The following is a 17,635-nucleotide window of genomic DNA, read 5'->3' on the forward strand; positions in this document are numbered from 1 at the left end:
GGCGTTCAAGCGCTGCGGGGTGGTGGTGTTCACTGGTCGGCGTCCTGGCTGGCGGAGGCGATCTGCGCCGCGAGGGCCTCAGGCAAGGGAGCGGGCTGACCGCCCAGGGCGCTGACGATATGCTCGGTGTTGCTCTTGAGCATGCCGATGTAGGTGCCCTCCAGGGTGCCCTTGGCGCCCATGGCGTCGGAATAGAGCTGCCCGCCGATCTCGACCCGGTGGTCCTGATCGGCGGCGGCGTCGATCACCGCCTGGACGGTGCGCGGATTGATGGTGCTCTCGACGAACATGGCGGGAACGCCACGCTCGACCACCAGCTCGGCCATGCGGCGAATATCGGCCACGCCGGTCTCGGTGGCGGTGGATAGCCCCTGGATGCCGGCCACCTCGATGCCGTAGGCGCGTCCGTAGTAGCCGAAGGCGTCGTGGGCGGTCACCAGGATGCGCTGCTCGGCCGGGACGCTGTCGATGCTGGCCTGAATCCAGTCATCGAGTTCGGCCAGTGACGCCTGGTAGGCCTCGGCGCGCTGCTGCATGGCCTCGGCACAGTGCGGACGTTGCTCTCCCAGCAGTTCCGCGATGACCGGAACGTTCCGGGCCCAGAGTCCTGCATCCATCCACAGGTGGGGGTCGACGCCATAGGCGTCCTGGGTGTGGATAAGTTGGTCGTCGCCGACGGCCTGCTCACTTACCGCAGCGGTGGGCTTGATCCGGGAGAATCGATCGAACACCTTGCCGAGCTGGCCCTCCAGTGAAAAGCCGCTGTAGAGGATCAGCTCGGCCTGATCGAGATCGTGCACGTCGCGGGCGCTGGCCTGGTACAGGTGGGGATCGATCCCCGGCCCCATCATGGTGTTGACCGCGACACAGTCGCCGCCCACCTGCTCGACCAGGTCACCGAGCATGCCGACGGTGACGACCACATCCAGCGGTGCCTGCGTCTTCACGGCGTCGGATTGGGCGTGAACCTGGGTGGTGGTCAGAGCGGCCAGCGAGGCCAGGGTCAGCAGGGCCGAAGCCGGGGCTGAACGACGCATGAACAGGGCTCCTCGGGGCAAGGACGACGCGCAAGCAGCACCGAAGTGCCATTTGGCTATCATTTATAGACGTGGCTAAGTTTTGGCGCCTAAGGCCCCTCGCGTCAAGCGTGAAGCGCTAATCGAGGTGATCGAGTCAGGCTATTCGCGCGTTGGAGCGCACCAACAGGCCCTGTTGCCTGGAGGTGGCCGGGGCTGGCTGAGGGCTGGCAGAGGGCTGGCATAGTGTTGGCAGAGCGGCGCACGAAGCCTGATGGGCTCCGGCGATGGCGTCAGCCTTTCAGAAAGCGTTCGAAGGCGGCTAGGGTCTCGGCGCTGACATGGTGCTCGATGCCTTCGGCGTCGACCCGCGCGGTTTCGGGATTGATGCCCAGCTTGATCAGGAAGGCTTCGACGATCTGGTGTCGTTCGCGGCTGGCATCGGCCAGGGCCTTGCCCTTGTCGGTCAGGAAGATGCCGCGATAGGGGCGCTTGATGATCAGGCCCTCGTCATCGAGACGCTTGAGCATCTTGGCGACGGTGGGCTGGGCGACGCCCAGGCGGCGGGCGATATCGGTCTGGCGCGCTTCACCGCCGTCGGTGATCAGATCCGAGATCAGCTCGACGTAGTCTTCGATCAGTTCGGTGCGGCGGGCGTCCCGTGCCTTGCGAAACCCCTCGACGTGGCTTTCCGGGGAAATCAGCGATGCGCGTTCGTCGTGGTTGAGGGGGTCGTTCATGGGGGATGGAGTCGCCTCGGGTCAGGGTGTCCATCTTGCCAATTGGTGGCAGTAATGCAAGTTCAGCAAAGGTGATACCTCACGCAGAGGCGTTCCGCGGGAAGGGGGGTAGCGGAGTTGCGACCTTCCTGCATACGCCCATGTCAGGGCAAAACCTCAGCCCTGAAGCAGTGGTATCGCCGATCCATCCACCGGCAGTCGGCGGCGCGACGACAGGGCCAGGAATTGATGGAGGGGAAGGGGCTTCGAGTACAGATAACCCTGGAATGAACGACAGCCCAGCTCCAGCAGCCGCTTTTGCTGCTCCACGGTTTCGACGCCCTCGGCGATGACGCCGAGTTGCAGGGTCTGGGCGAGGGCGATGATGGTCTGGGCGATGGGAGCCGCAGTGGGGTCATCGGTCAGATCGCGGACGAAGGCCACATCGATCTTCAGGCTGTCCAGCGGGAGGCGCTTGAGGTAGGCCAGAGAAGAATATCCGGTACCGAAGTCATCGATGGCGAAGCGCACCCCGAGGGTGCGCAGGTGGGTCAGGGTATCGATGACCGGATAGGCCTCACCCAACATCAAGGACTCGGTGAGCTCCAGGGTCAGCTGGCTTGCAGGCGCCCCGGTATCCGTCAGGGCCCTCTCCACGCCGGTGACGAAGTCGGCGCGCTGGAATTCCCGGGCGCTGACGTTGACCGACAGGGTCCAGGCGCTTCTGTGGGGGTCGTGTTGCCAGTCGGCCAGCAGCTCACAGGTCTTGCGCAGCACCCAGTTGCCCAGTTCGATGATCTGGCCGGTGTCCTCGGCCAGGCTGATGAAGGCATTCGGCGAGACCAGCCCCAGCTCCGGATGCTCCCAGCGCAGCAGTACCTCTGCGCCGGTAATCGTGCCCTGGTGATCGACCTGAGGCTGCAGGTACTGGCGCAATTGCTCGCCGACCACCGCGTCCTTGAGCTGTCGCTCGAGCCTGAGTCGAGCATTCAGGCGCTCGACCATGCTGGCTTCAAAGGCGCAAGGACGCTGGGCGGCCTCGCTCTTGCTCTCGAGCAGGGCCAGGCCAGCGCGCTTCAGCAGTTCGCTGACGCCGAGGTCACCGCCACGAAACAAGAGGTAGCCGCCGCTGACGCGGCAGCTGTGGCGCTCGCCGGCCAGCGAATAGTCGCCGTTCAAGGATTCCAGTACGCTGCGCGCCTTTTCCCTGGCCTGCCCCATGGCATTCTCCGGGGAGACCGAGAGACCGTCGTAGAGCAGCGCAAATTCATTGCTGCTCAGCCGCGCCAGATCGTTGGCTTGCCTGGCCCAGGGCCTTAGACGGGCCGCCAGCGCCTTGAGCAGGCGATCTCCGGTGGCCTGACCGAGGGCATCATTGATGCCCTTGAAGTTGTCGATATCCACCAGCAGCAACATGATGTGCCGGCCACTGATGTCGCTGGCCAGTTGCAGGGCGTGGATGCGTTCCTGCAGCGAACTGCGATTGGGCAAGGTGGTCAGACCGTCGTGATAGGCCTGGTAACGGATATGCTGCTGGGCGTCATGGTGGGCGGAGGTATCGCTGAGGGTGGCGACAAAATGCCCGCTACCGTCTTCATCGGCGCGTACACGATTGATGCTCAGGCGCGCAGGGAAGCGGCGATCTTGGCGGTGTCGGACCTCGACATCGCCGATCCAGGCGCCATTTTCTCGCAGCGAGCGCAGTACTTGGCTGCGATGCTGATCGAGCCGCAGCAGGGTGTTGAGCTTGAGCATCGAGTGGCCCTGGAGGTCGGTATGGGGCACACCGGTCAGGGTCTCGAAGGCGTGGTTGCACATGATCATGCGGGCACGCTGATCCAGCAGTACGACGCCATCGTGCATCGATTCGATGACATCCACCAACTGGCGGCGTGAGACCTGCATGCGCATGGCGCTGTCCTGTAGCCGCCTGTCGACAAGCACCGTGACCAGGGTGGTCAGCGCAAAAAGAAATGCCAGCACGGCGACGGCGGTGGCCAGTAGCGAGCCGTGATGGGCCATTGGTGTTGTCGCCTGCCAGCCTGGGTCCGGCAGAAAGTACACCGCCATCATGGCCGAATAGTGCATGCTGCAGATGGCCAGGGCGGCAAACACCGCGGCCAGAAGGCTGCCCAGGCGAATGCCCTGCACGCGGGGCAAATGTCTGGACGCATGGAAGCTGTAGATGCTGGCGATACCAAAGGGCAGCGAGATCACCAGTGACAGCAGCAAGGGAATGGGAGCGAAGCGCATGCTGGCAGGCGCCTCCATGGCTGCCATGCCGGTGTAGTGCATGGTGGCGATACCTAGCCCCAGCAGGCATCCCGCGATGATCTTGCGCGTGGTGGACAGTCCCCTGCGAGCCATCGCCGCCACGGCGATCAGGCCGGCGACCACCGCCGGCAGCAATGAAGCCAGGGTCAGCCACAGACCATGATGGGCGGGAAAGGGCAGACGATAGGCGAGCATGCCGGTGAAGTGCATGCTCCAGATGCCGAGCCCCATCATGGTGCCACCGGCCAGCCACCAGGCCCTGCGTCGATGTTGCCATCGCGCAGAGTGAACGCGTTCGCCGACGGCCATGGCCGAATACACCGATACCAGTGCTACCAGACACGACAGGACGACGAGCCAGGGCGTGTGTGCTCCCTGTATGGCCTGGGCGACCTGCGGGTAGGTAATAAAGATGGGCGGCATGGGTCGGGGTGGGTCCCTTGTAGTAAGGCCTTAAGACAACCTCTTCATTGATTAGCATGACCTGGCGCGTAGAGCAAAGGCTCCTGCCGGGCTGAGTGGTCGCCACGCCAGCATGATGGATCCGCGTTTGAGTATAGAATTGTCGGTCAATGCTTGCGTGATACAGGGCGCTATATTGTTGTCCTGGCGGTGAAAAAAGTGTAAATGCCGGCGTCTGGCTCAGAGAAGAAAATCATAGTAGGCAGGCGTTGTCAGGCGCTGAGACAGCGCTGATAAAGTGCCGTTGTCTTTAGTCGAGTCGACCTTGGTTGCCGATTCGGGCAAAGCTTTACGTGGCCCCCTGTTACATCAGGCAAGCATTCTGGTATTTCCGTGCCTCTTCACGATGAGCTTTGGAGCAAATGGGCGGACAGCTGTGACGTTTTCCTCCGGGTGGGCCGGTGACGGCCAGTGAAAGCGCTTCACCTCGCGGCGCTGGCGTGCTGACGCCAGCGGAGCGTGGCGTTCAACCCTCCAGACTCACGGTTGTTCAGGCTGACTTCGACCTCTTGCTGATGAGCCAGTGCAAGCACGATGGAAAGGCCCAGACCGCTACCGGTGATGGTGGCGTCGCTGGCGCGATGGAAGCGCTCGGCGACACGCTCCATGTGCGTATCGGGAATGCCTGGGCCGCTATCGAGGATGCTTAGGCGAACACCCTGGGGCTCTGCCTGGAGGATGGCTTCGATGGTGCCACCGTCGGGTGTGTAGCGCAGCGCGTTGTCCAGCAGATTGCGGATCATGATGCCGAGCTCCGTGGCATTGCCCATGACCGTGGTCGGGTCGACGTCTTCCAGGCGGAGTTGCTGGCCACGGGCGTCGGCCAGCGGCCAGAGCTCGGCCGCGAGGTCCAGCAGCAGGGAGCGCAGGTCTACGCTTTCCGGTGCAGCGGCGGTGTGGCGATCGACCCGTGCGAGTACCAGAAGCTGCTCTACCACGCGCTGGAGTCGTTCGACACCCTGACGAGCCTTGGGCAGGGCGTCGCCTTCGCCCGCCAGGGCGTTGTCCAGGTGGATCTTGAGGGCCGCCAGCGGAGTGCGCAGCTCGTGGGCGGCATCGGCGGTAAAACGTCTTTCCTTTTCCAGGGTCGCCTTGAGTCGCCCGATAAAGTCATTGAGCGACCCTCTGAGGCCAGCCAGTTCCGTCGGTACGTCCAGTTCTATGCGGCTGAGGTCGGCGGAGTCGCGATGCTCCACCTGCTGCGATAGTCGCTCGATGGGGCGCAGGCCGCGACGGATACGGCGCAGCACCAGCAACAGGCACAGCGGCATAAGTAGTAGCATGGGCCAGAGGTGATTGAGCGTAATGCGCTCGATGATGTCGAGAAAGAAGTCCCGCTCGATACCGATCTGTAGCCACAGACCACGACTCGGGTCATGCAGGGCAAAGACCCGCCAGCGAGACTCTCCCAGCGATCGCCACTCGAAACCCTGCTCACCAGGTGGCGGCATCTGGGGCTGGCGATCGACGTCTTGCCATCCAGGGCCAATCACCACCGGCTGGCCGGTCTCGGTCCACAGTCCGAAGCCCATCTTGCGCTCTTCGTGGTGATAGGTCTGGCCGGGTGCGACTGGCAGGTCATCGGACGTGCCGCTGTCGGTGTACAGGTGGGCGCTGGCCTTGCGCTGGTCCATCCATCGGGCCAGGCGTTGATAGTCGTCTGCCTCGGGTGCCTCGGGGAGCATGCTCATCAGCCCCCTGCCGGTGAAGGCGAGCTGGGCATCGAGGATCTCCTCCAGCTCGTTTTGCGAGATCAGCCAGGCGGCCACCACCGACAATAGCGCCACCATGGCCAAGGATAGGGCCAGGGTGCGGAAAAGATAGCGATGGATCGACATCACGGGGTGATGGCCAGGAAGTCGGTATTGAGGCGATAGCCGATGCCGCGCACCGTGGTGATCATCTCCTTGTGCAGCTTCTTGCGAAGATGATGAACGTGAACTTCCAGCGCGTTGGACTCGAGTTCTTCGCCCCAGCCGTAGAGCAGGCTCTCCAGGCGGGGACGCGACAGTACCTGGCCGGGATGACGGGCGAGCTCGATCAGCAGGGCGAACTCGCGACGACTCAGGGCGATACCGCGTCCCTCCCAGTCGACACAATGGCGAGCCTCATCGATGCACAGCGTGCCGACGTCGATGGTGGAACTGGCGCGACCGGCCGCTCGTCGAATCACCACGCGCAGGCGCGCCAGCAGTTCCTGGAGGTCGAAGGGCTTCAGTACATAGTCGTCTGCCCCGGCGTCCAAGCCCTGGATACGTTCTTCCACGGCGTCACGGGCGGTCAGGATCAGGACCGGCAGGGCAGTTTGCTGGCGCAGGCGTCTCAGGATCTCCAGTCCATCGCAGTCGGGCAGTCCAAGGTCGAGGATCACCACCGAGAACGCCTCCAGGGCCAGAGCCTCGAGAGCCGGCTTGCCGCAGGTGAACCAGTCGACTGCATAGCCCTCTCGTTCAAGTGCGACCTTGATACCGTCCCCCAACAGAGGGTCATCCTCCACCAGTAGTGCCCGCATGGCGTCTTCTCCGTCGATCTACCCAACTGTCTCTCAGGCAGTATGGGGCGCAAAACCTTAATCTACGCTTAAGCATCGACGGGAGCCTTGATCCGACGCTGTTCTCTGGCTAGGCGCTGTCCGAAAAGTCGACGAGCGAAGGTTAGACAAGGCAAAAATCGGTGAGAAAGCGCAGTTTACGGGGTGTAAATGAGCATTGTGATCCGATTTTTAACGCCGTATTACCGAGCGCAGGCACTTTTCAGACAAGCCCTAGGACTGCGAATCGTGCCTGGGCTTGCCGGTACGCTCGGTCGACGCCATCTTTTCCAGTTCGTCTTCGCTCATCGAGTCGTACATCGACCGGGCGGCACCGTCGAGTTCGCTCACCTTCTGTTCTCCGCGCTTGGCAGCGAGGGCCGCTCCTGCCGCCATCTGCTGGGCTTTCGATTTCGCTGGCATGGTTACCTCCTTGAAGGGAAAGAAGATTGTCGTACCGGCGTAAATAGTTTGCTGCCTGGCAGGCTCTACAGATCCAACGACGAAAAGCCAGACTCCGCCAGGTTCGACCCGGATCAGTCCCAGCATAATCACTTGCCATGAACGTCTTCAACGCCAGTTGCCTGAATACCGAAACGTATCCAGAGGCGAGTGGGCGAAATCACATGGAAGGAAGAGCGACGTTCGCCAGGGAGTGTGTCGGCCTGTGTTCTTTCGTGGAGGTATCCTTTCGCTGGAGGTTTTTGCGCTTTTGCCTGGGCATAGCGGTGCTACCTTGGCCGCCGCCGAATCTGACCGTCGAGATTCGAAGTAATGTGAAGAAGTGAAGTCACACGGCGTTACAACTCTTTTCAATAATAAGTACGAAACAGCGTCCTGCTCTGGCAGCGTCTGATGGCGACGTAAAGGATTACCTTGATGACTTTCGAATTGACGTTGTTCAGACGCTATTGCAACAGCTTTGACATATAGCGCCCATCGAGTCTTGTCCGCGACGGTTCATTGGTGACTCGGCCAGGCATAGCGTCTTCGTCTTTCGTTCAGCGATTCTGCCATGACAAGGGAGCAAGCCACCATGCGAGATACACAGGATCTTTTTCCGACACGCCTGGAGCGCAAGCTGGGCATGTTCGAGCGCATCGACCCGGTCGTTCATTGCGATGAACAGCAGCGAGCGAATGGCCCCCTCAGCGAAGAAGAGCTTGATGAGTTTGATAGAAAAGGCTTTCTCTCTTTCGAGAACTTCTTCGACAAGGAAGAGATGGATGCCTTTATCCAGGAATTGCGGGAGTACGAAGAGGACGAAGACCTCAAATTGTCCGAAGGGACGGTGCTGGAGCCCGGAAAACAGGAGATCCGGTCAATCTTCGGCATACATCAGGTCTCGGATCGTTTCAGCCGTCTGACACGGGACCCGAGGCTATTAGCCATGGTGCAGCAGATACTCGGTAGCGACGTCTACATTCATCAGTCTCGTATCAACTACAAGCCCGGCTTCAAGGGAAAGGGGTTTGACTGGCACTCGGACTTCGAGACCTGGCATAGCGAAGACGGCATGCCTCGGATGCGGTCACTGAGCTGCTCGATCATCCTGACGGATAACGGTGAATTCAATGGCCCCTTGATGCTGATACCAGGGTCCCACAAGCAGTTCGTTCCTTGTGTCGGGCGCACCCCGGAGGACAACTACAAGGAGTCATTGAAGAGCCAGGACATCGGTGTTCCTGATGCCGCCAGCCTGAAGAAACTGATGCTGGAGAACGATATAGAGGCGCCGAAAGGCGATTCTGGCTCATTGGTGATGTTCGAGTGCAATACGCTGCACGGCTCCAATATCAATATGTCCTGCTGGCCGAGGAGCAATCTGTTCTTCGTCTATAACAGTGTCGAGAATACCCTCCACGATCCCTACTGCGGCAACAAGCCTCGCCCCGAGTTCCTGGCCACGCGCAAGGACTACAGCCCGCTCAAACCTGTCGAAGGAAAGCGTCAGGAAGAGTGAGAGCCGACGCCACCTACCTCTCCGCCATGACCGGCACTGTCACTCGCTTACCTGGCCATCGTCGCTGGGACTCGAGAACTTCCAGCAGCAAACGCCACCTTGATACACAAGGTGGCGTTTTCGTCGGTGTTGGTGGAGGCGGCTGGGATCGAACCCCGGGGTCTGTAGAGAGCGCCGACCTCGCCCTTGGCTCTGCTTTTCAGGGGGGGGCTCCCTGAAACGAAAAATGCCACCTTTGGGAAGGTGGCATCTTTCTGGTGTTGGTCGAGGCGGTGGAATCGAACCCCGGGGTCTGTGGAGAGCGCCGACCTCGCCCTTGGCTCTGCTTTTCAGGGGGTGCGCCCTGAAACGAAAAAGACCACCCTTTAACAGGTGGTCTTCTTCTGGTGTTGGTGGAGGCGGCGGGAATCGAACCCCTGGGCCTGTAGAGAGCGCCGACCTCGCCCTTGGGTCTTCTTTTCCGTTGGGATCTGTCGGACACAAAAAAGCCACCTTCAGATGAGGTGGCTTTTTCGTCGGTGTTGGTGGAGGCGGCGGGAATCGAACCCGCGTCCGCCGACACTCGCCCATTGGCTCTACATGCTTAGTTCCGTCATTTGATTTAACGCCTCGGGCTCCGACGGGCAGGATCCCGAAACGCGATTCCTCCAAAGTTTAGCGATTGACGAGAGGACAGCGCCAACCGCGATCTCACCTATCTTGGCTCGTAGCCCATTGGCAACGGATGAGCACGTCGCCGCCGGGTAGGACTAGAAGCTAGCAGTTTTTACGCTGCCAGCGCGCCCTGAGCGTAGTTTTCGTCGTTTGCGACTATTTAATCGTGATGTTGGATTTACGAGATACATCACGCTCTCGGCATGCACCTCAGGGGTTGTCATCGGCGTCGAAACCATGTCGCCCCCGTAACGCCCCGCCAGTGTACCAAAGATCCGGCGGTCTGTACTACATCTGACGGCTCAGGCGCGGTTTTGTTCCCGCATGACGCGGCCCTTCTGACGCTGCCAGTCGCGATCCTTCTCGGTGGCGCGCTTGTCGTGGAGCTTCTTGCCCGTCACCAGCGCCAGCTCACACTTCACCCGGCTGCCTTTCCAGTACAGCTTCAGCGGCACACAGGTGTGCCCCTTGTCCTGGGTGCGCGAGAAGATCTTGGCGATCTCCTTGCGGTGAAGCAGCAGCTTGCGCGTGCGCGTGGGGTCCGCCACCTCGTGGGTGCTGGTGGTGTTGAGCGGCATGATATGGCTGCCGAGCAACCAGGCCTCGCCGTTCTTCACCAGAATGTAGGTGTCGGTGAGCTGGGCCTTGCCGGCACGCAGGCTCTTGACCTCCCATCCCGCCAGCACCAGCCCGGCCTCGAAGGACTCGTCGATATGGTATTCGAAGCGCGCCTTCTTGTTCTGGGCGATGGTGTTGTTGCCGGGACCCTTGTCCTTTCCCTTCTTGCTGGCCATGGAACCTCTTGATGTCTGAATCGGTCGTGGAAGCGGTTTCGTAACCGATGCGGCCCGATATGTAGCCTTCCGGGTCGACGCCAGGCGGTTGCCACGGCGGCGCTGCCCGTCGGTCCCCCTTTCGGCTGTCTCCAGTTCTGCCGGGGAAGCGTGCTACCATTTGAGGCCGAAATAACCGCTCATGATACGCCCTGGGCTTCTGGAAGTCAGCGGAGAGGTCAATGCCAACCGTCAATCGGTCCGCCATGGTGCGGCACACCCCCAAGCAGATGTTCGATCTGGTCAACGATTTCGAGCGCTATCCGGAGTTTCTGCCGGGCTGTCGTCGCGCGCGGCTGCTGGAGAAGGACGAATCGCACCTGATCGGCGAAATGACCCTGGGGCGGGCCGGCATCGAGCAGACCATCGTCACCCGAAATGACCTGCACGAGCCTGACCGTATCGAGCTGTCGCTGGTAAAGGGGCCGTTCAAGCGACTGGACGGGCGCTGGAAATTCATCACCATGGGCGAGAACGTGTGCAAGGTCAGCCTGGAGATGGACTTCGAGTTCTCCAGCCGGCTGCTCGGCATGGCCTTTGGCAAGGTCTTCCAGCAGATCGCGGGCCAGCAGGTGGATGCCTTCACGCGGCGTGCCGATGAGCTCTATGGCCGCTGACAGCGCAAGACCCTCGGCTCCTCGAGTCGAGCCGGCACCTGCCGATCACTCGGCGGGGCCAGATATAAAGGAAGACGCAAGCGACGAGGTGCTTCGCGTGGAAGTGGCCTTTGCCTTGCCGCATAAGCAACGTCTTGTCGCGCTGCGCGTCGCCAAGGGCACGACCGCCAGCGAAGCGCTGGCGTTGGCCGACCTGCCGTCGCTGTTTCCCGAACTGCCTGTGGAAACCTTCAGCGAGGCCAGTCTCGGTATCTTCGGCAAGGCGTTGAAAGAACCCTCACGGCAGATACTGCGTGACGGTGATCGCGTAGAGGTCTATCGACCGTTGAAGATCGATCCCAAGGCGGCGAGGGCAGAGAGGGCGGCTCGTAGCCGCTCTTCCTCCTAGCGACCCTGGGCGGCCGGGGCAGGTGCGTCGCCGTCTGAGCGAAGGCGCTGCGCATGGAAGCACCTAGGTGTAGAACCAACCAGGCGTAGAACCAACCAGGGTGGCCGTTGTGGCCACCCTGATGCGTGTTCTCGCTGGCGCCAACGGCTTACTCGCGCTCGGGATCCACCGTGCGGTTGTAGATCGGCTCGATATTGGCTTCGCCCTCGGGGTTATCGTCGCCGCCGCCGCTGGTGGGGCCTACGCCGTAGCTATGCTTGCCTGCAACGTCCGGGTTCATGCTGAAGTCGCCTTCCCGGTCGATATTGACCAGGTTATTGCCGGCGAAGGTCAGGGTGACGCGTCTTTGCATCACGTCGCCGTAAGCTTCGTCGAGACGGTAGACGTAGTCCCACTGGTCGGCGCTGAACGGGGCCTCCAGCAGCGGCGAGCCCATGAGGTTGATGACCTCCTGTCGGGACATGCCGGGGCGCAGCTGTTCGACCATGCTGTTGGTCACCAGGTTGCCCTGTGCCAGGTCGCGCTTGTACACGCTGAAGTAGGTGCAGCCGCTGGTCAGCGCCAGGGCCAGTGAAAGGGTGACAATTCCGGTCAACTTTTGCATTTGCGCCTGTTCTTCACTATCGTGGGGTCGGTCGATCATACCCGACCCTACCTGATACTGCGAAGAGCAACCATGGCCGACAAGAACCATGAATTGCGCAAGGCTGGACTGAAAGTCACTCTGCCGCGCGTAAAGATCCTGCAGATCCTCGAATCTGCCACCGATCAGCACCACCTCAGCGCCGAGGACGTGTACAAGACGCTTCTCGAAGCCGGTGAAGATGTGGGCCTGGCGACGGTGTATCGCGTGCTGACTCAGTTCGAGTCGGCGGGCCTGGTGATCCGACACAATTTCGACGGTGGCCATGCGGTCTTCGAGCTCTCCCAGGAAGAGCATCACGACCATATGGTGTGCCTGGAAAGCGGTGAGATCATCGAGTTCTTCGACGAGACCATCGAGCGTCGGCAGCAGGAGATCGCCGAGGAGCACGGCTTCGAACTCGTCGATCACGCGCTGGTCCTCTACGTCAGACCCAAGGGTTCCAAGGCGACGCGTCAGGAAGGCATCGCCAAGAAGTAACGGATCCCTCTGCGCGTAGCGCTGAGCAAGAGCCTCTGCCCCCGGGCGGAGGCTTTCTCGTGTCTGGAAGATGTGATCAGCGCTGTGCGGTCAGTGGGTACACAAAAGCGCCACGTCCCCGTCAATTGGGGGCGTGGCGCTTGCGTTGTCGGCTCGCTGTAAAATGCTGCTTTTTCTTGGGTACTGCTCTTCAGTATCGCTTTTCGCTACTGTCTGGGTTCGCCAGACCTAGTGGTGCGCCCGCTGGCTTGCGTCGAGCATCTCGCGGGCATGCGCCAGGGTCTGGTCCGAGAGTTTGACGCCGCCGAGCATGCGCGCCAGCTCGCCGACCCGCCCGGCTTCGTCGAGGTGTGCCATGCGGGTGCGGGTGGAATCCTTGCGCGCCTTCTTCTCGATGTGCAGATGGTGGTGGGCCTGGGCGGCGACCTGGGGCAAGTGGGTCACCGTCAGTACCTGGCCGCCCTGGCCCAGTCGCTTGAGCAGCTGGCCGACGATCTCGGCGGTGGCACCGGATACCCCGACATCGACCTCGTCAAACACCAGGCTGGGGATGGTGGAGTGCTGGGCGGCGATCACCTGAATGGCCAGGCTGATACGCGACAGCTCGCCACCGGAGGCTACCTTGGCCAGCGGGCGTGGCGGCTGGCCGGGGTTGGCGGCGATCAGAAAGCGCACCCGGTCCATGCCCTCTGGGGCGGCGGCATCGCGCCGACTGACGTCGACCTCGAAGCGGGCCTTGCCCATGGCCAGAAACGCCAGTTGCTGCTGGACTTCCTTGCCGAAGCGCTTGGCGGCCTTTTGGCGAGCGGCGCTGACGGTCTCTGCCAGGGCACGCCATTCTGCCTTGAGGGCGTCGGCCTTCTCGGTCAGCGCCTCGAGGTCCTCGTCACCGCCCTCCAGCCCCTGAAGTTCTGCCGTCAGGCGCTGGTGCAGGGCGACGATCTCGTCGGGCAGTACATGGTGCTTGCGAGCGATGCGGTGAGCCTCGCCCAGGCGCTGCTCTACCCAGGCCAGGCGCTCCGGGTCCAGCTCCACGTCGGCGACCACCTGATGCAGTTCGCGACCGGCTTCCTCGAGCTGAATGCTGGCGTCACCGAGCAAGGCGATGGCGTTGGCCAGGGCTCCCTTGTCGCTGCCGGGCAGGGCGGCCAGGCGCTGGCTGGCCTGGTGGAGCAGGGGCAGGGCGCCGCCTTCCTCGCCATCGCAGCAGTCGAGGGCGAACTGGGTCTCCGCCAGGCGCGATTCGGCGTGGGCCAGCAGCTCCTGTTCACGTTCGAGCTGCTCGAGCTCGTCTTCGCCCAGGCCGAGTTGGTCGAGTTCTTCCACCTGATAGCGCAACAGCTGGCGACGGGCGCGGATTTCATCGCCGTCGTCGGCCAGCCGTTTCAGTTGTCGCCGGGTGGACTGCCACTCCCGATAGAGCTCGGCCAGTCGGCTCACCGATTCACGGTGGCCGGCCAGGTCGTCGAGCAGGCGCAGGTGGGTGTCCTCGGCCAGCAGGGCCTGGTGGGCGTGCTGGCCGTGGATCTCGATCAGGGTCTCGCCCAGCGACTTGAGGTCGGCGATGGTGGCCGGCTGGCCGTTGATCCAGGCCTTGGAGCGACCGCTTTTAGTGACCACGCGACGCAGCAGGCAGTCGTCATCGGGCAGTTCTCGGTTGGCAAGCCAGGCCCGGGCGTTGGGCAGATTGGCAATGTCGAAGCGCGCGCTCAGGTCGGCTCTGGACTGGCCGTGGCGCACGCTGCCGGCGTCAGCGCGTTCGCCCAGGCACAGGCCCAGGGCGCCAAGCAGGATCGACTTGCCGGCGCCGGTCTCGCCGGTGATGGCAGTCATGCCGCCCTCGAGCTCGAGTTCGAGGTGGTCGACGATGGCGAAGTCCTGGATCGAGAGTTCGGTCAGCATGCGTGCCTCCTGGTGGCGTCACCGAGCGGTGCGACGGTCAGTGCAAGGGTGGCGGTCGTACAGGGCGATGGGTGCGGCAATCGCTCGCGCAATAGCTAGAGCATCGATATGGCGCAACGGATGGGCTTGTCATTACTGTTTATCCATCCATGTAGTGTCTGTTTATACAGTAGTCCAGGCGCGCCCTCAATGCATCCTTGCGCAGCAGCTTCAGTGGTTGCGGGTCAGCGCTGCGGCAAATCCTGGGCCTGCCGGGGAAAGTCTGATCAGGATCTGCGTCTTTCCCCTTGAGATTGTTGTGGCCAACCCCATATACCTCTGCAACCTCTGGTCCCCGGACCAGCCACTGTACAGGCGGTGCTACCGCAATTGTTGGACTTCTTCAGGAGGCTGCACATGGCCAAAGATCCCCAGACCCCGTTGGATGACGAACTCGCTCGCCAGGAGCAGGAAGGCGAGCCGGAGCAGGCGGTCGATGCTGCCGAGGCCGTCGAGGGCGAACTCGAGGACATCGTCGATCAGGCTGAGGATGAGGCACAGGCCGAGGCCGTGGAAGGCGGTGACAACCCCGAGGCCGAGGTGCTGGCGGCCCGCGTCGAGGAGCTCGAGCAGAGCGTGACCGAGGCCAAGGACCAGGCCCTGCGTGCCGCCGCCGAGGCGCAGAACGTGCGCAGGCGGGCGGAAGCCGAGGCCGAGAAGGCGCGCAAGTTTGCGCTGGAGAAGTTCATCAAGGACCTGCTTCCGGTGGTCGACAGCCTGGAAAAGGCGCTTGAGGCCATGGGTGAGGACGCCTCCGAGGTGCATCGCGAGGGTGTCTCCATGACCCTGAAGATGCAGCTCGACGTACTGGCCAAGTTCGGCGTCGAGATCGTCGAGCCCCAGGGCGAGCCGTTCGACCCGCAGTACCACGAGGCCATGGCCATGGTGCCGAACCCCGAGGTCGACCCCAACACCGTCATCGACGTGATGCAGAAGGGCTACGTGCTCAACGGACGCCTGGTGCGCCCGGCGATGGTGGTAGTGAGCCAGGCGGCCGGCTGAAACATCCGGCCCACGGGGCCTGACCGATACGGGTTGTCGACAGGAGTTGAACATGGGGCCTTGAAATCGGCGGAGACGCCCCCCAGATAGTCGGCAACCCCGCGGCGAACGCCGCAAGCCAAACTTCAGTTACGTAAGACACGAATTCGAGGATTTCCTATGGGACGCATCATCGGCATTGACCTTGGTACCACCAACTCCTGTCTGGCCGTGCTCGACGGCGACAGCGCCAAGGTAATCGAGAACGCAGAAGGCGCACGTACCACCCCGTCCATCATCGCCTACACCGATGATGGCGAGACCCTGGTGGGTCAGGCGGCCAAGCGTCAGGCGGTGACCAACCCGGAAAACACCCTGTACGCGATCAAGCGCCTGATCGGCCGTCGCTTCAAGGACGACGTCGTCCAGAAGGACATCAAGATGGTGCCCTACACCATCACCGAAGCCGACAACGGCGACGCCTGGGTCGAGGTCAAGGGCAAGAAGCTGGCACCGCCCCAGGTCAGCGCGGAAGTGCTGAAGAAGATGAAGAAGACCGCCGAGGACTACCTGGGCGAAGAAGTGACCGAGGCGGTCATCACCGTGCCGGCCTACTTCAACGACAGCCAGCGTCAGGCCACCAAGGACGCGGGTCGCATCGCCGGTCTCGAGGTCAAGCGCATCATCAACGAGCCGACCGCGGCTGCCCTTGCCTATGGCATGGACAAGTCACGCGGTGACAAGACTATCGCGGTCTATGACCTGGGTGGCGGTACCTTCGATATCTCCATCATCGAAGTGGCCGACGTCGACGGCGAGACGCAGTTCGAGGTGCTGGCCACCAACGGCGACACCTTCCTGGGTGGTGAGGACTTCGACCTCAAGCTGATCAACTACCTGGTCGACCAGTTCAAGGCCGACAGCGGTATCGACCTGTCCGGCGACAACCTGGCCATGCAGCGCCTGAAGGAAGCCGCCGAGAAGGCCAAGATCGAGCTGTCCAGCGCCCAGCAGACCGACGTCAACCTGCCTTACATCACCGCCGACAACACCGGTCCCAAGCACCTCAACGTCAAGGTGACCCGGGCCAAGCTGGAGTCGCTGGTGGAAGAGCTGGTGAGCCGTTCGCTGGCGCCGTGCAAGACCGCACTGTCCGACGCCGGCCTGTCCGCCTCCGAGATCGACGACGTCATCCTGGTCGGTGGCCAGACCCGTATGCCGATGGTTCAGGCCAAGGTCGCCGAGTTCTTCGGCAAGGACGCCCGCAAGGACGTCAACCCGGACGAAGCCGTGGCCGTGGGTGCTGCGATCCAGGGCGGCGTGCTCGGCGGTGACGTCAAGGACGTGCTGCTGCTGGACGTGACTCCGCTGACACTGGGTATCGAGACCCTGGGTGGCGTGATGACGCCGCTGATCGAGAAGAACACCACCATCCCGACCAAGAAGACCCAGGTGTTCTCCACCGCGGACGACAACCAGACCGCCGTGACCATTCACGTGCTGCAGGGTGAGCGCAAGCAGTCCAGCGGCAACAAGTCGCTCGGTCGCTTCGACCTGTCGGACATTCCGCCGGCGCCGCGCGGTGTGCCGCAGATCGAGGTCGCCTTCGACCTGGACGCCAACGGTATCCTCAACGTGTCCGCCAAGGACAAGGCCACCGGCAAGGAACAGTCCATCGTCATCAAGGCCTCCAGCGGCCTGTCCGACGACGAGATCGAGCAGATGGTCCGCGACGCCGAGGCCCACGCCGACGAGGACAAGAAGTTCGAGGAACTGGTGGCGCTGCGCAACCAGGCTGACGGCATGATCCACGCTTCTCGCAAGACCCTTGAGGAAGCCGGCGACAAGGCCTCCGAAGACGAGAAGCAGGCCATCGAGAGCGCCATCAAGGAGCTCGAGGAAGCGCTGCAGGGCGACGACAAGGATGCCATCCAGGCCAAGCTCGACGCCCTGACCGAGGCCTCCGGCAACCTGGCGCAGAAGATGTACGCCGAGCAGGCGGACGCTGGCCAGCAGGCGGGTGACGCCGACGCTGGCGCCAAGAAGGAAGATGACGTGGTCGACGCCGAGTATGAAGAAGTCAACGACGACCAGAAAAAGCAGTAACCACGACATCTGAACCTCGGATGACGCC

The 17,635-nt window shown here is 62.4% G+C and carries 15 protein-coding genes and 1 other RNA gene; 6 read left to right on the forward strand and 10 right to left on the reverse strand.

Translation table 11 applies throughout. The features are described 5' to 3' along the window. Positions 1 to 29: 29 nt before the first annotated feature. The 6 genes from NFH98_RS01020 to NFH98_RS01045 all read right to left on the reverse strand — a co-directional run bounded on the left by NFH98_RS01020 (position 30) and on the right by NFH98_RS01045 (position 7,424). Positions 30 to 1,037 (reverse strand): metal ABC transporter solute-binding protein, Zn/Mn family, encoded by a 1,008-nt coding sequence (locus NFH98_RS01020; RefSeq protein WP_348827420.1) that lies wholly within the window; start codon positions 1,035 to 1,037, stop codon positions 30 to 32. A 272-nt stretch (positions 1,038 to 1,309) separates the two neighbouring features. Beyond that, entirely contained in the window at positions 1,310 to 1,756 is a 447-nt protein-coding gene (gene mntR, locus NFH98_RS01025) for a manganese-binding transcriptional regulator MntR (RefSeq protein WP_108131827.1), read from the reverse strand. 156 nt (positions 1,757 to 1,912) lie between these two features. After that, complete coding sequence (locus NFH98_RS01030; RefSeq protein ID WP_222516180.1) at positions 1,913 to 4,432, reverse strand: bifunctional diguanylate cyclase/phosphodiesterase; 2,520 nt, start codon at positions 4,430 to 4,432, stop codon at positions 1,913 to 1,915. A gap of 461 nt (positions 4,433 to 4,893) precedes the next feature. Then, positions 4,894 to 6,309: an ATP-binding protein gene (locus NFH98_RS01035; RefSeq protein WP_348828109.1), complete on the reverse strand. Its 1,416-nt coding sequence runs from the start codon at positions 6,307 to 6,309 to the stop codon at positions 4,894 to 4,896. Then, positions 6,309 to 6,983: a response regulator gene (locus NFH98_RS01040; protein ID WP_108131824.1), complete on the reverse strand. Its 675-nt coding sequence runs from the start codon at positions 6,981 to 6,983 to the stop codon at positions 6,309 to 6,311. The genes NFH98_RS01035 and NFH98_RS01040 overlap by 1 nt, the downstream gene beginning before the upstream one ends. A gap of 252 nt (positions 6,984 to 7,235) precedes the next feature. Continuing rightward, the gene (locus NFH98_RS01045; protein WP_108131823.1) at positions 7,236 to 7,424 is read right to left on the reverse strand and encodes a DUF3008 family protein; all 189 of its coding nucleotides are present in this window, start codon (positions 7,422 to 7,424) and stop codon (positions 7,236 to 7,238) included. Positions 7,425 to 8,037: 613 nt separating this feature from the next. On the opposite strand from NFH98_RS01045, the gene thpD reads away from it, so the two are divergent. Then, the gene (gene thpD, locus NFH98_RS01050; RefSeq protein WP_108131822.1) at positions 8,038 to 8,964 is read left to right on the forward strand and encodes an ectoine hydroxylase; all 927 of its coding nucleotides are present in this window, start codon (positions 8,038 to 8,040) and stop codon (positions 8,962 to 8,964) included. 522 nt (positions 8,965 to 9,486) lie between these two features. On the opposite strand, the gene ssrA is transcribed toward thpD, so the two are convergent. Continuing rightward, positions 9,487 to 9,866: a transfer-messenger RNA gene (gene ssrA, locus NFH98_RS01055) on the reverse strand. A gap of 54 nt (positions 9,867 to 9,920) precedes the next feature. Then, positions 9,921 to 10,412: an SsrA-binding protein SmpB gene (gene smpB / locus NFH98_RS01060; protein WP_045992293.1), complete on the reverse strand. Its 492-nt coding sequence runs from the start codon at positions 10,410 to 10,412 to the stop codon at positions 9,921 to 9,923. 221 nt (positions 10,413 to 10,633) lie between these two features. Here smpB and NFH98_RS01065 point away from each other — a divergent pair, with 221 nt between their 5' ends. After that, positions 10,634 to 11,068: a type II toxin-antitoxin system RatA family toxin gene (locus NFH98_RS01065; RefSeq protein WP_045992292.1), complete on the forward strand. Its 435-nt coding sequence runs from the start codon at positions 10,634 to 10,636 to the stop codon at positions 11,066 to 11,068. Positions 11,069 to 11,156: 88 nt separating this feature from the next. Then, positions 11,157 to 11,456 carry an RnfH family protein gene (locus tag NFH98_RS01070; protein WP_045992291.1) on the forward strand — a complete coding sequence of 100 codons (300 nt, stop codon included), beginning with the start codon at positions 11,157 to 11,159 and terminating at the stop codon, positions 11,454 to 11,456. Between the two features lie 148 nt (positions 11,457 to 11,604). Here NFH98_RS01070 and NFH98_RS01075 read toward each other — a convergent pair whose 3' ends face one another. Next, on the reverse strand, positions 11,605 to 12,060 hold the full coding sequence (locus NFH98_RS01075; RefSeq protein ID WP_045992301.1) for an outer membrane protein assembly factor BamE: 456 nt from the start codon (positions 12,058 to 12,060) through the stop codon (positions 11,605 to 11,607). A 72-nt stretch (positions 12,061 to 12,132) separates the two neighbouring features. Between NFH98_RS01075 and fur the strand changes: the two genes are divergently transcribed. After that, positions 12,133 to 12,579 carry a ferric iron uptake transcriptional regulator gene (gene fur / locus NFH98_RS01080; RefSeq protein WP_045992290.1) on the forward strand — a complete coding sequence of 149 codons (447 nt, stop codon included), beginning with the start codon at positions 12,133 to 12,135 and terminating at the stop codon, positions 12,577 to 12,579. Positions 12,580 to 12,807: 228 nt separating this feature from the next. Here fur and recN read toward each other — a convergent pair whose 3' ends face one another. Continuing rightward, positions 12,808 to 14,481 (reverse strand): DNA repair protein RecN, encoded by a 1,674-nt coding sequence (recN, locus tag NFH98_RS01085; RefSeq protein WP_213227359.1) that lies wholly within the window; start codon positions 14,479 to 14,481, stop codon positions 12,808 to 12,810. Between the two features lie 396 nt (positions 14,482 to 14,877). Here recN and grpE point away from each other — a divergent pair, with 396 nt between their 5' ends. Beyond that, complete coding sequence (grpE, locus tag NFH98_RS01090) at positions 14,878 to 15,522, forward strand: nucleotide exchange factor GrpE (protein WP_045992288.1); 645 nt, start codon at positions 14,878 to 14,880, stop codon at positions 15,520 to 15,522. Positions 15,523 to 15,681: 159 nt separating this feature from the next. Then, positions 15,682 to 17,607 carry a molecular chaperone DnaK gene (gene dnaK, locus NFH98_RS01095; RefSeq protein WP_045992287.1) on the forward strand — a complete coding sequence of 642 codons (1,926 nt, stop codon included), beginning with the start codon at positions 15,682 to 15,684 and terminating at the stop codon, positions 17,605 to 17,607. The last annotated feature ends 28 nt before the right edge of the window (positions 17,608 to 17,635 follow it).

The organism is Halomonas sp. H33-56, from assembly GCF_040147035.1.
Taxonomy (GTDB): domain Bacteria; phylum Pseudomonadota; class Gammaproteobacteria; order Pseudomonadales; family Halomonadaceae; genus Halomonas; species Halomonas litopenaei.

What these genes read in the sequence shown, in the direction of transcription:
- NFH98_RS01035 (WP_348828109.1), bottom strand. Translation starts at nt 6,309, where the DNA reads ATGTCGATCCATCGCTATCTTTTCCGCACCCTGGCCCTATCCTTGGCC.
- mntR (WP_108131827.1), bottom strand. Translation starts at nt 1,756, where the DNA reads ATGAACGACCCCCTCAACCACGACGAACGCGCATCGCTGATTTCCCCG.
- NFH98_RS01020 (WP_348827420.1), bottom strand. Translation starts at nt 1,037, where the DNA reads ATGCGTCGTTCAGCCCCGGCTTCGGCCCTGCTGACCCTGGCCTCGCTG.
- NFH98_RS01030 (WP_222516180.1), bottom strand. Translation starts at nt 4,432, where the DNA reads ATGCCGCCCATCTTTATTACCTACCCGCAGGTCGCCCAGGCCATACAG.
- dnaK (WP_045992287.1), top strand. Translation starts at nt 15,682, where the DNA reads ATGGGACGCATCATCGGCATTGACCTTGGTACCACCAACTCCTGTCTG.
- recN (WP_213227359.1), bottom strand. Translation starts at nt 14,481, where the DNA reads ATGCTGACCGAACTCTCGATCCAGGACTTCGCCATCGTCGACCACCTC.
- NFH98_RS01075 (WP_045992301.1), bottom strand. Translation starts at nt 12,060, where the DNA reads ATGCAAAAGTTGACCGGAATTGTCACCCTTTCACTGGCCCTGGCGCTG.
- NFH98_RS01040 (WP_108131824.1), bottom strand. Translation starts at nt 6,983, where the DNA reads ATGCGGGCACTACTGGTGGAGGATGACCCTCTGTTGGGGGACGGTATC.
- NFH98_RS01065 (WP_045992292.1), top strand. Translation starts at nt 10,634, where the DNA reads ATGCCAACCGTCAATCGGTCCGCCATGGTGCGGCACACCCCCAAGCAG.
- NFH98_RS01045 (WP_108131823.1), bottom strand. Translation starts at nt 7,424, where the DNA reads ATGCCAGCGAAATCGAAAGCCCAGCAGATGGCGGCAGGAGCGGCCCTC.
- thpD (WP_108131822.1), top strand. Translation starts at nt 8,038, where the DNA reads ATGCGAGATACACAGGATCTTTTTCCGACACGCCTGGAGCGCAAGCTG.
- grpE (WP_045992288.1), top strand. Translation starts at nt 14,878, where the DNA reads ATGGCCAAAGATCCCCAGACCCCGTTGGATGACGAACTCGCTCGCCAG.
- smpB (WP_045992293.1), bottom strand. Translation starts at nt 10,412, where the DNA reads ATGGCCAGCAAGAAGGGAAAGGACAAGGGTCCCGGCAACAACACCATC.
- fur (WP_045992290.1), top strand. Translation starts at nt 12,133, where the DNA reads ATGGCCGACAAGAACCATGAATTGCGCAAGGCTGGACTGAAAGTCACT.